The organism is Rhizobium aureum, assembly GCF_030182495.1.
Lineage (GTDB): Bacteria > Pseudomonadota > Alphaproteobacteria > Rhizobiales > Rhizobiaceae > Rhizobium > Rhizobium tropici_C.
On sequence record NZ_JAQJCI010000005.1, the window covers coordinates 55,315 to 67,219 of the forward strand.

Below are 11,905 nucleotides of genomic sequence, written 5' to 3' on the forward strand. Positions count from 1 at the left end.
GTGATGAACGATAAGGGTGCATCCAAGCGTCGTCTGCGTTCGCAGGACTGGTTCGACAATCCGGATCATATCGATATGACAGCGCTCTATCTCGAGCGCTTCATGAACTACGGCATCACGCCGGAAGAGCTGCGCTCCGGCAAGCCGATCATCGGCATCGCCCAGAGCGGCAGCGATCTCACGCCCTGCAATCGTCATCACCTCGATCTTGCCAAGCGCGTGCGTGACGGTATCCGCGATGCCGGCGGCATTCCGATCGAATTTCCGACCCATCCGATCTTCGAGAACTGCAAGCGTCCGACGGCGGCACTCGACCGCAATCTTGCCTATCTCGGCCTGGTGGAAGTGCTCTACGGCTATCCGCTCGATGGCGTCGTGCTGACGACCGGCTGCGACAAGACCACGCCATCGGCGCTGATGGCAGCCTCGACCGTCAATATTCCGGCGATCGTTCTTTCCGGTGGCCCGATGCTCGATGGCTGGCACGAGGGCGAGCTCGCGGGGTCGGGTACGGTGATCTGGCGGTCGCGCCGCAAGCTGGCGGCGGGTGAGATCGACGAGGAAGAATTCATGGAGGCCTCGCTCGCCTCGGCGCCCTCCGTCGGCCATTGCAACACCATGGGAACGGCCTCGACCATGAATGCCATGGCGGAAGCGCTCGGCATGTCGCTGACCGGCTGCGCCGCCATTCCCGGCGCCTATCGCGAGCGGGGACAGATGGCCTATCGCACCGGGCGGCGGGCAGTCGAGCTGGTTCTCGCCGATATCAAGCCTTCCGATGTGCTGACGCGCGAGGCTTTCCTCAATGCCATCCGCGTCAATTCCGCCATTGGCGGCTCGACCAATGCGCAGCCGCATCTCGCCGCCATGGCCAAGCACGCCGGCGTCGAGCTTCATCCCGACGATTGGCAGGTGCATGGCTTCGACATTCCACTGCTCGCCAATGTGCAGCCGGCAGGCGCCTATCTCGGCGAGCGTTTCCATCGCGCCGGCGGCGTTCCGGCCATCATGTGGGAGCTGCTGCAGGCCGGCAAGTTGGACGGAAGCTGCCCGACCGTCACGGGCAAAACGATGGCGGAGAATCTGAAGGGTCGTGAGGCGACCGATCGCGAGGTCATCCGCCCCTTCGCCGACCCGCTGAAGGAGCGGGCCGGCTTCCTCGTTCTCAAGGGCAATCTGTTCGATTTCGCCATCATGAAGATGAGCGTCGTCTCCGATGAATTCCGCAGCCGTTACCTGCAGGAGCCGGGCCGCGAAGGTGTGTTCGAGGGCAGGGCTGTCGTCTTCGACGGATCGGAGGATTATCACAAGCGCATCAACGATGCCGAGCTCGGGATCGATGAGAACACGATCCTCGTCATTCGGGGGGCAGGGCCGATCGGCTGGCCGGGTTCGGCCGAGGTCGTCAACATGCAGCCGCCGGACGCGCTTCTGAAGCGGGGCATCCGCAGCCTCCCCACGATCGGCGACGGTCGCCAGTCTGGTACGGCCGACAGCCCGTCCATCCTCAACGCATCGCCGGAAAGTGCCGCCGGCGGCGGCCTTGCCTGGCTCAGGACCGGCGACATCATCCGCATCGATTTCAATCATGGCCGATGCGACATGCTGGTCGACGAAGCCGAAATCGAACGCCGCAAGGGCGACGGCATTCCGTCCGTTCCGCCGGATGCGACGCCGTGGCAGCGGATCTATCGCCGGTCGGTCACGCAGCTTTCCGATGGCGCCGTCCTCGATGGCGCTGCGGATTTCCGCAATATCGCCGCTATACCGCCGAGGCATAACCACTAGCGCCGGGTGATTTAGGTAAAATCGACTTACAATCTGAATCCGCGCTAGAAACAGACAGGTGGGGCAAGATGTCGTTCCGAAGCCGTTTGCATTTTCGGCATTATGCTCTGGTTCAGATATCGAAAACTGCTGATGACCAATGCACTACCATTAAAGTTCGTGAAAGGGAGTAGTGCATATATACTTGCGGCAGTTATGCGGTCTCTTCAGTTCCCGAAGGGAGTGGAGCTCTTTGGCAGAGACTATATCAGGGCGAAGCGAAGAAGAGTTCCAGGACCTTTTGAGAAGGCTGGAGCTGGCGCTGGAGGCGTCACAAATCGGCGTCTGGCAACATAACGTCAACGAGCAGGAGCTGCTCTGGGACCAGCAGATGCACAAGCTCTACGGAACAGGGCGCCACAACCGCCGGGTTTCCTCCAATGTCTGGTTTAAGGCGCTGCATCCGGAGGATCATGAAAGGGCGATCAACGACTTCCAGATCGCGCTCGAGGGGAAGGGTTTCTACAACTCGCAGTTCCGCATCATTTTGCCCAGCGGTGAGGTGCGCCATCTGCGTTCGCGCGCGCATTACTATGAAGATGCCGACGGCGGGCCTTCCTTCATCGGCGCCGAATGGGATGTAACCGCCGATGTTTTGCTCAATCGCGAGCTGACCAGCCAAAAGGCCATTGCGGAAGCCCGCGCCGTTGCGCTGGAGCAGAGCCGCGCGCGAATCGAGCATGCCGCCGACCACGATTATCTCACCGGCCTTCCGAACCGGCGCTATTTCGATCGGCGATTGGCTGAATTGCGTAACGACGCATCTATCGAGACATTGGCCGTGCTCCACATCGATCTCGTCGGGTTCAAGGAGATCAACGACAAATGGGGTCATGCGGCCGGAGACGCGACATTGCAGAGTGCTGCCGCGCGCATATCCGGAGCCATCACCGCCAACGATATAGTCGCGCGTATCGGCGGCGATGAATTCGTGGCTGTGCTGGTGAATGTCGGTAACGCCGAGAGGCTGGTGGCGATCGCGAATGATATTTTCCGGCGATTGCGACGCGAGGTGCGTTTCGGCAGTGAGATGCTGAGCATTGGCGCGTCCATCGGTGTGGCCATGAGCGAGGCCGGCGGCGCCGGCAATCTGCTGGCGGAATCCGATGTCGCCCTTTTCCAGGCCAAGAAGCTCGGTCGCAACCGGGTGGAGTTCTTCACGCCGAAGCTGCAGTCCGACCTGCAGGCGGAACGTCAGCTGGCCGACGAATTGCGTTTGGCGCCGGTGTTGTGTCAGATCGAGCCTTTCTATCAAATTCAGGTGGATGCCCGCAGCCGCCGCATTGTCGGGCTGGAGGCTCTCGCCCGCTGGCGCCATTCGGAAAGGGGATTGTTGAGCCCAATCGCCTTCCTGAAGGTGGCCGATGAATACGGGCTCACCGCGGAGATCGATGCGGCCGTCCTGAAGCGCGCGCTTGCCGACCGGTCGGACTGGGTGTCGCAAGGTCTCTCGCCGCCGCGCATTGCCGTCAATATCTCCGGGCGCCGACTTGCGGATCCGGATCTTATCGAAGGGTTGAGGGCGCTCAGGATACCCCGTAATGCCATCGCCTTCGAACTGGTCGAAACGATCTTTCTCGATGCTCCCGACGAGCGGGTGCTCGCCAATATCGCCGGCATCAAGGAGATGGGAATCGATATAGAAATCGATGATTTCGGCTCGGGACACGCGTCGCTGATCGGCCTGGTCACGTTGAAGCCGAAGCGGTTGAAGATCGACCGGCAACTGGTGACGGCGGTGACGGTATCGGACGAGCGGCGCCGACTTGTCGGTTCCATCGTCGATATTGCGCGCGCCTTGAATGTCGAGGTCGTTGCCGAAGGGGTCGAGACCGAAGAACATGCGCGCATCCTGGCGGAAGTCGGCTGCGACGGGCTGCAAGGCTATGCCATCGGCTATCCCGCTTCTGGAAGCGAGATCGCTGCGTTGCTGAAAGCGGCTCTTGTCATGGACAAGAACCGATCCACGGCGGGCACGCGGGCTACTGGATCTGCAAGACGGCGATCAAGCCGTAGCTGATCAGACCGAGCATCAGCAGCGATAGCGTCGCAGCGGCGATGACCCGACCTCCCGCATGCGCGACGGAGCGGATATTCACGGACAAGCCGAGCGCCGCCATGGCGATGACCGTCAGGATGCCCGAGACCACCTCCATTGGAGCAACCAGCGTATCCGGAATAAGGCCGAAGGAGCGCAGCGCCATCAGCCCGAGAAAGCCGCAGATGAACCAGGGAACAAGCGAATGATGGTGGCTGCCGCGGGCGTCGGCGCCAACGGCCTCAGCCTTGGTAATGATGCCGAACAGAAAGATCACGGGACCCAGCATCAGGACGCGGACAAGCTTGACGAGCGTGCCGGTCTGGATGGCGAGCAGACCGACGGGCGCGGTCGCGGCCAGTACCTGCGGCACCGCGTAGACGGTCAATCCGGCCAGAGTGCCGTATTGCGGTACGCTCATGCCGAGATGGAAATAGAAAAGCGGCAGCAGAAACACTGCCGCAATGCCAAGGACGGCGGTAAAGGCGAGTGCGGCTGCGATCTCCTGCGAATCCGCCTCGATCACGGGGGCCACGGCTACGATTGCCGAGTTGCCGCATATCGAATTGCCGCAGGCGATCAGCGTTGCCAGCCTTGGCGGCAGGCCAAGCTCGCGCCCGATGACGTAGGTGGCGGCGATCGACAAAATGACAACAATGGCGATGCCGACGATCAGCCAGACGCCGGCGCCGCGAATGGCCGGGAGGCTGATGGAGGCGCCGAGAAGCACGATGGCGATTTCCAGCAGGGTCTTGGCGCTGAAATCGATGCCGGGCTTCATGGCCGGGTTCAGCGGCTTGAGAGTGCAGACGGCGATGCCGATCGCGATGGCAAGCACCAGGCTTTCGATCCATCGGCCTCCGAACAGGCCGATTTCGAGATGTTCGCCGGCATAGGCGAGAGAGGCGACGGCACAGGTGAGTGCGAGGCCGGGGAGGATCGTGTTTGCGCGTCGAGCAAGTGACATATCGTGCCGTCGTTCGTTTGGTATGCTTCGGTGACGGCAGGAAAGTCTCATCTGTCGATGTCGACATCCATCGAATATTATCCTATGTTTCATTCGATAAATTAGAATGATTTCCCATGACCTTCGAGCAGCTCGCAATTTTCGTCGCCGTCGCCGAGCGCGAACATCTGACCAATGCCGCCGAAGCCATCCATCTGACGCCTTCGGCCGTCAGCTCGGCGATCAAGAATCTCGAGGCCTATTACGGCGTGGAGCTGTTTCATCGCGTCGGCCGGCGGATCGAGCTGACGGAGACGGGACGGTCCTTCCTGGGTGAAGCCAAGGCGACGCTCGCCCGCGTGCGCTCGGCGGAACTCATGCTGTCTGAATTGGGTGGGCTGCAGCGCGGCCGGCTCAGCATCTATGCGAGCCAGACCATCGCCAGCTACTGGCTGCCGCCTCTGTTGATGCGGTTTCATCGCGACTATCCTGGCATCGAACTTGATCTGACGATCGGCAATACGCGAACCGTAACCGAAGCCATTATCGACGGTGCGGCCGAGCTGGGCTTCATCGAAGGCGAAGTAGATGCGCCGGCGCTGTCGATGAAGACCGTCGCTCAGGATGCGCTCGTCATCGTCGTGCCGCCGCATCATCCCTGGGCTGATGGTCGGCGGTTGACCGCGGCCGACCTCGCCACCGGCACCTCCTGGGTGATGCGCGAGGAGGGCTCGGGCACGCGTTCGGAATTCGAGAATGCGGTCGCCAGGCTCGGTGCAAACCCGCGAGATCTCGACGTGGCGCTCGTCCTCCCCTCCAATGAGGCGGTGCTGTCCGCCGTCTGTGCCGGGGAAAGCGCTGCGGCTGTTTCCAGTGCTGCGGCAAGCGCCTATCTCGGACAGGGTTTGCTTGTTCAAGCAACCTTCGATCTGCCCGTCCGCAGCTTCCGGCTGCTGCGTCACAAGGAGCGTCATGCGAGCAAGGCGGCGCTGACGCTTGAGGCGATGTGCAAGGATTGAGGAGATTCAATGCATTCCGGAAGCGGATGCCGGCGATGCCGATAGCATCACTTTCAATCTATCGCCGCTCGGCCCGCTGCCGATTGGCGACCACGAGTTCGATGTTGTTGCGCTCCAGCATGGCGCGAATGTCTGATGGCGGTGTATCGTCGGTGACCAACTTATCGAATGCTGACGGTTCGTTGAGGACAATGGGCGCGCTGCGTCCGAACTTGGCGCTGTCGGCGACGATGATGCAGTTTTCGGCGCGGCCGGCCGCTTCCCGGGAATATTCCGCCTCCTCCAAATCGTGCAGCATGAAGCCGGAGGTGGCGTTGATGGCGCCCACCGACAGGATGGCATGGCGTATGTTGAAGCGGCGCAGGAAATTGGCGGCCTCCATGCCAAAGGCGCCGCCGTCATGCCCGCGCAGTTCGCCGCCGGCGAAAAAGACGCGGTTGCCATTGCGAGTGGCAAGCGCGTGAGCGACCGCGACGGCATTGGTGACGACGAAGAGGTTCTGATGCTTCTGCAGCGCGACGGCGATGAAGGCGGTGGTCGAGCCGACATCGAGGAAGAGTGCGTCTCCATCCTCGATCATGGCGGCGACCGAAGCGGCGATCATCCGCTTGGCCTCCGCGTTCTCGTTCATGCGCAGATGCAGCGGCGGCTCGATCATCGAATCCTTGATGTGGACGCCGCCATGCACCTTGGTAACGAGCCCGTTGGCCTCCAGGCTGCGGATATTGCGGCGGATGGTTTCTTCGGAAACGCCGAGCCGTTCGGCCAGGAACTGGATGCGGCTCGCGCCGCCGGCCAGGCGCAGTTCCTCCAGAATCTCGCGTTCGCGATGATTGGAGTGAAGCGGTGGCTGGGATATGCCCGACATGGTTGCTGATCCTATTGAGGGTATGATCCCGAAATGTGCCTGGCGTCCACAATAACTGACCCCTGACGCCGCCAGAGGCGCCAGTTCGCACAGCTTGATCCGATTGCCTCGCGCTTGAGTTTTTAAGACAAATCTCACCTATGGTGAAGCGCCGTATTCGCGATATCCATAGCTCATCCAATTCGAGTGGCCTCTCGAAACCAACAAAAAGCCAAATCTTCGTTTCATTTTGTGGGGTGCCCTTGACAGCTTCGCGTTTGTAAGGGACCTTTCTCATCCGAAGGATGCTCAGCAGTGGTACCGGAGGGGGAATGGCTGCGACGCCGGAAGACAGGATCCACTCTCTGGGCATCTGGCACGGGGCGATCGAGATCGCCCCGCTGGCGGGCGGCATTACCAATCGCAACTATCTGGTCGGCAACGCAGGCCGGCGTTTCGTCGTCCGGCTTGGGGCGGATATTCCCGTTCACCACATCAGCCGCGCCAATGAATTGGCGGCGAGCAGGGCTGCCCATGCGGCCGGTCTTTCGCCTGCTGTGATCCATCATGAACCCGGCATACTGGTGCTCGACTATATCGATGCGAGGCCGCTGTCGGCCGATGATATGAGAAATCCAGCCATGATGAGCCGTGCCGTGCCGCTCGTCCGGTCCTGTCATCGCGACGTCGGCAAGTATTTTCGTGGGCAGGCGGCGATCTTCTGGGTCTTCCATGTGGTCAGGGACTATGCGGCCGTTCTCGAGGCCGGCGGTAGCCGGCACCGAGCGATGCTGCCTTCCTTTCTGGAGACGGCAGAGCGGCTCGAACGCGAAGCGGGTCCTTTCGAGATCGCTTTCGGCCACAATGATCTGCTGGCGGCGAATTTCCTCGACGACGGCAAGCGGCTGTGGTTGATCGATTGGGATTATGCGGGGTTCAACACGCCGCTGTTCGATCTGGGCGGCCTTGCCTCCAACAATGAATTCTCCGAGGCGCAGGAAGAGGCGATGCTGGAGGCCTATTTCGAGGCTCCCGTCGGCGATGAACTGCATCGGCGCTATCAGGCGATGAAATGCGCCTCACTCCTGCGCGAGACGATGTGGAGCATGGTTTCGGAAATCCATTCCGACATCGAATTCGATTATTCTTCCTATACAGTTGAAAATCTCAGGCGCTTCGAGAGCGCCTGGCAGGATTATCGCCATTCTTGAGGTAATGTCATGAAGGAACTGCCGGCTACCGCAAAGACCGTCGTCATCGGCGGTGGCATCATCGGCTGCTCGACGGCCTACCATCTCGGCAAACTCGGCTTCACCGATACCGTGCTGCTGGAGCGCAAGAAGCTGACTTCGGGCACGACCTTCCATGCTGCCGGCCTCGTCGGCCAGCTGCGCACCAGCGCCAACATCACACAGATGCTCGGCTATTCCGTCGATCTCTACAAGAAGCTCGAGGCGGAGACGGGGCTTGCCACCGGCTGGAAGATGAATGGCGGCCTGCGCCTTGCCTGCAACGAGGGGCGTTGGACCGAGGTAAAGCGGCAGGCGACGACGGCGCAGTCCTTCGGCCTGCAGATGCACCTGCTGACGCCGCAGGAAGCGCTCAATCTCTGGCCGCTGATGGATGTTGACGATCTCGTCGGCGCCGCCTTCCTGCCGACGGACGGTCAGGCCAATCCTTCCGATATCACCCAGGCGCTGGCGAAAGGCGCCCGCATGAGCGGCGTGTCGATCTTCGAGGATACCGAAGTTCTCGATCTGGAGATCGACCAGGGCCGGATCCGTGCCGTCATCACCGAGAAAGGCCGTATCGAATGCGAGCGCGTCGTCGTCTGCGCGGGGCAATGGACGCGAACTTTTGCAAGCCGTTTTGGCGTCAATGTGCCGCTGGTCTCCGTCGAGCACCAATACCTCATCACCGAATCCTTCGGCGTGCCGTCCAACTTGCCGACGCTGCGTGATCCCGATCGGCTGACCTATTACAAGGAAGAGGTCGGCGGGCTGGTCATGGGCGGCTATGAGCCCGATCCTATCCCATGGGCACTCGACGGCATCCCGAAAGATTTTCATTACACCTTGCTCGACAGCAATTTCGACCACTTCGAGCAGATCATGGAGCAGGCGCTGGTGCGTGTGCCGGCGCTGCAGACGGCCGGCATCAAGCAGCTGCTGTGCGGCCCGGAGAGCTTTACGCCCGACGGCAATTTCATTCTCGGCGAGGCGCCGGAACTGAGGAGTTTCTTCGTCGGCGCCGGCTTCAATGCCTTCGGCATCGCATCCGCCGGCGGGGCGGGCATGGCGCTCGCCGAATGGGTTGCCAAGGGCGAACCGCCCTACGATCTCTGGCCTGTCGATATCAGGCGCTTCGGCCGCCCGCATTTCGACACCGACTGGGTGCGCACCCGCACGCTGGAGGCCTATGGCAAGCATTACACCATGGCCTGGCCCTTCGAGGAGCATTCCAGCGGCCGGCCCTGCCGCAAGTCGCCGCTTTACGATCGGCTGAAGGCGCAGGGCGCCTGCTTCGGCGAAAAGCTCGGCTGGGAACGGCCGAACTGGTTTGCCGATCTCTTTGCGGGCGAGGAGCCGAAGGACGAGTACACGTATGGACGGCAGAACTGGTTCGATGCCGTCGGCCGCGAACATAAGGCGGTGCGCGAAGCGGCCGTCATTTTCGATCAGACCTCCTTTGCGAAATTCGTGCTGAAGGGCAGGGATGCCGAGGCGGCGATCTCATGGATCGCTTCCAACGACGTCGTCAAGCCTGTTGGCGCACTGACCTACACCCAGATGCTGAACGACCGTGGCGGCATCGAATGCGACGTTACTGTCGGCCGCATCGCCGAGAATGAATTCTACATCACGACAGGCACCGGCTTCGCAACGCGTGATTTCGATTGGATCGCTCGCAATATTCCGCCCGAGATGCATGCGGAACTGGTAGACGTCACCTCCGCCTATTCGGTCCTGTCGCTGATGGGGCCGAAGTCGCGCGAGATATTGCAGGCCGTGACCTCGGCGGATGTTTCGAACACCGCATTCCCCTTCGGCAAGGTGAAGACTATCGGCATCGCCGGCTGCCCCGTCAGGGCGCTGCGCATCACCTATGTCGGCGAACTCGGTTACGAGCTGCATGTGCCGGTGGAATATGCCACTAGCGTTTATGACGTGCTGATGGCGGCTGGTCGCGAATACGGGCTTATCAATGCCGGCTATCGCGCCATCGAGAGCTGCCGATTGGAGAAGGGCTATCGTGCATGGGGTTCGGATATTGGGCCGGATCATACTCCGATCGAAGCAGGGCTTGCCTGGGCGGTGAAGACGAAGAAGGACGTCGCATTCCGCGGCAGGGAGGCGATCGAGCGCCAGCTGGCCTTGGGCGTCAAGAAGATGCTCGCCTGCTTCGTGCCCGACGATGCCGAAACCGTGCTTCTCGGCCGCGAGACGATCTATCGCGATGGCCAGCGTGTCGGCTGGCTATCGAGCGGCGGCTATGGCTACACGATCGGCAAGGCGATCGGCTACGGCTATGTCCGCGATCCCGGCGGCGTGACGGAGGATTTCGTGCTGTCCGGCCGCTACGAGCTCGATGTCGCGCAGAGCCGAGTGCCGTGTCGGGTGTCGCTGAAGCCGCTTTATGATCCGCAGATGGTACGGATCAAGGGGTGATTGTAGACCGCGTGTATTAACTCGAAGACCATTTCGGTATGAGGCCTATCGCCTGCTCGGCAGATCCCAAGCCCGATAAAGGCCATTGAGCGCCTCCGCTGTGTGGCATTCCACCATCGGCAAATTAGCTTCCTGAAGAATTTTTGCGTATTTGGCGCCACTGTTGCGGGTCTTCACGAGTATCCAGTGAATCATCTCCCATTTGACGCTGTCCTTGGCGCCTTCGAGATGGCCTGCTCGATCTGAGCGGTTGATCAGGGTCCGCTTGAGATAGCGGGAAAAGCGCAGCCAATGATTGGAGGTGATGAGGATGGCGCCGGTCGCGCGAGCCAAACGTTGCGGCATCAGGCGCGTATAATTGCCTTCCATGATCCACTGTTCGCCAAGAATCGCTGCATCGTGGAGCGCGGCAAATTCTGCTTCGGGGCGCTGCTTCCAGTCCGTATGAGGCAGGTGATGAAGCTGATCGAGATGCACGGTCGGAAAGCCGAGCTTCTTGGAGAGTGCAACCGCCAGGGTTGACTTGCCAGCATTGGAGGGGCCGAGCACAACGATGCGCTCGCCAAGGGAATGCAAGGGAAGCATGAGACACCGGTCGGAAAATTGGGATGGCTTTCATTGGCGGAAGCGAACCGCCTTGTCAACGCTTGCGTGTCCTGCTGTTGTGATTACGTCATTTACGAGACGAGCTTGGAACCAGACCCCACCACCTCCCGAAAACTGTGATCTCCCCGCCGCGGCGTCCGCCATTTTCTTGACACGCCGGCGCTTTCATCCTCAATCGACATGCTGAAAACAGACGGAGGCCGGAAACGATGGCGGAAGCGAACATCAAGCTTGAGGAGAGCTGGAAAGAGGCGCTGTCGCAGGAGTTCGAAAGCCCCTACATGCAGCAGCTCAAATCTTTCCTTGTCGAGGAAAAGCAGCGCGGGAAGGTGATCTTTCCCCGTGGCAGCGAGTATTTCCGGGCGCTGGATCTGACACCGCTCGACGAGGTGCAGGTGGTCATTCTCGGGCAGGATCCCTATCACGGTTTCGGCCAGGCGCATGGGCTCTGCTTTAGCGTGCGCCCCGGCGTGCGCATCCCACCGTCGCTGGTCAATATCTACAAGGAACTGGAAACCGATCTCGGCATTCCGCCGGCCCGCCACGGCTTTCTGGAAAGCTGGGCAAAGCAGGGTGTGCTTCTGCTCAACAGCGTGCTGACGGTGGAGGAATCCCAGGCCGCCTCGCATCAGGGCAAGGGCTGGGAGCGCTTCACCGACGCCGTCATCCGCAGGGTCAACGATGAATGCGACGGCGTCGTCTTCATGCTCTGGGGTTCCTATGCGCAGAAGAAAGCCGCCTTCGTCGATACCGAGCGCCATCTGGTGCTGAAGGCGGCGCATCCGTCGCCGCTATCGGCTCATAACGGTTTTCTCGGCTGCCGGCATTTCTCCAAGGCCAATGCCTATCTGGTCGCGCATGGCCGGGATCCGATCGATTGGGCACTGCCAAGCAATCCGGATGCTCAGTAAGGCGCTGCTTTCCGGATCGTAGCTTACATCAGTGAACGATCCG

At 61.0% G+C, this 11,905-nt stretch carries 9 protein-coding genes; 6 read left to right on the top strand and 3 right to left on the bottom strand.

Annotated features, from left to right (window positions below):
* The first annotated feature begins 3 nt into the window (after positions 1-3).
* Both PH552_RS14370 and PH552_RS14375 read left to right on the top strand, forming a co-directional pair.
* Positions 4-1,788, top strand: coding sequence for an IlvD/Edd family dehydratase (locus PH552_RS14370; RefSeq protein WP_210278861.1), 1,785 nt, complete (start codon positions 4-6; stop codon positions 1,786-1,788).
* Positions 1,789-2,020: 232 nt separating this feature from the next.
* Complete coding sequence (locus PH552_RS14375; protein ID WP_183762849.1) at positions 2,021-3,847, top strand: bifunctional diguanylate cyclase/phosphodiesterase; 1,827 nt, start codon at positions 2,021-2,023, stop codon at positions 3,845-3,847.
* Here PH552_RS14375 and PH552_RS14380 read toward each other — a convergent pair.
* The gene (locus tag PH552_RS14380; RefSeq protein ID WP_285166076.1) at positions 3,810-4,832 is read right to left on the bottom strand and encodes a YeiH family protein; all 1,023 of its coding nucleotides are present in this window, start codon (positions 4,830-4,832) and stop codon (positions 3,810-3,812) included. The genes PH552_RS14375 and PH552_RS14380 overlap by 38 nt on opposite strands.
* 116 nt (positions 4,833-4,948) lie before the next feature.
* Between PH552_RS14380 and PH552_RS14385 the strand changes: the two genes are divergently transcribed.
* On the top strand, positions 4,949-5,830 hold the full coding sequence (locus PH552_RS14385; protein WP_285166077.1) for a LysR substrate-binding domain-containing protein: 882 nt from the start codon (positions 4,949-4,951) through the stop codon (positions 5,828-5,830).
* A 58-nt stretch (positions 5,831-5,888) separates the two neighbouring features.
* Here PH552_RS14385 and PH552_RS14390 read toward each other — a convergent pair whose 3' ends face one another.
* Positions 5,889-6,698: a DeoR/GlpR family DNA-binding transcription regulator gene (locus PH552_RS14390; protein ID WP_112340485.1), complete on the bottom strand. Its 810-nt coding sequence runs from the start codon at positions 6,696-6,698 to the stop codon at positions 5,889-5,891.
* Between the two features lie 311 nt (positions 6,699-7,009).
* Between PH552_RS14390 and PH552_RS14395 the strand changes: the two genes are divergently transcribed.
* Positions 7,010-7,888, top strand: coding sequence for a choline/ethanolamine kinase family protein (locus tag PH552_RS14395; protein WP_183762857.1), 879 nt, complete (start codon positions 7,010-7,012; stop codon positions 7,886-7,888).
* A 9-nt stretch (positions 7,889-7,897) separates the two neighbouring features.
* Positions 7,898-10,345 carry a GcvT family protein gene (locus PH552_RS14400; protein WP_183762860.1) on the top strand — a complete coding sequence of 816 codons (2,448 nt, stop codon included), beginning with the start codon at positions 7,898-7,900 and terminating at the stop codon, positions 10,343-10,345.
* Positions 10,346-10,390: 45 nt separating this feature from the next.
* Here the strand turns inward: PH552_RS14400 and PH552_RS14405 are convergent, their stop codons facing one another.
* Entirely contained in the window at positions 10,391-10,822 is a 432-nt protein-coding gene (locus tag PH552_RS14405; protein ID WP_285166078.1) for a P-loop NTPase family protein, read from the bottom strand.
* Between the two features lie 338 nt (positions 10,823-11,160).
* Between PH552_RS14405 and ung the strand changes: the two genes are divergently transcribed.
* A complete protein-coding gene (ung, locus tag PH552_RS14410) occupies positions 11,161-11,862 on the top strand; it encodes a uracil-DNA glycosylase (protein WP_113351624.1) in 702 nt (233 codons plus the stop codon).
* The last annotated feature ends 43 nt before the right edge of the window (positions 11,863-11,905 follow it).

What these genes read in the sequence shown, in the direction of transcription:
- PH552_RS14380 (WP_285166076.1), bottom strand. Translation starts at nt 4,832, where the DNA reads ATGTCACTTGCTCGACGCGCAAACACGATCCTCCCCGGCCTCGCACTC.
- PH552_RS14390 (WP_112340485.1), bottom strand. Translation starts at nt 6,698, where the DNA reads ATGTCGGGCATATCCCAGCCACCGCTTCACTCCAATCATCGCGAACGC.
- PH552_RS14385 (WP_285166077.1), top strand. Translation starts at nt 4,949, where the DNA reads ATGACCTTCGAGCAGCTCGCAATTTTCGTCGCCGTCGCCGAGCGCGAA.
- PH552_RS14370 (WP_210278861.1), top strand. Translation starts at nt 4, where the DNA reads ATGAACGATAAGGGTGCATCCAAGCGTCGTCTGCGTTCGCAGGACTGG.
- ung (WP_113351624.1), top strand. Translation starts at nt 11,161, where the DNA reads ATGGCGGAAGCGAACATCAAGCTTGAGGAGAGCTGGAAAGAGGCGCTG.
- PH552_RS14400 (WP_183762860.1), top strand. Translation starts at nt 7,898, where the DNA reads ATGAAGGAACTGCCGGCTACCGCAAAGACCGTCGTCATCGGCGGTGGC.
- PH552_RS14395 (WP_183762857.1), top strand. Translation starts at nt 7,010, where the DNA reads ATGGCTGCGACGCCGGAAGACAGGATCCACTCTCTGGGCATCTGGCAC.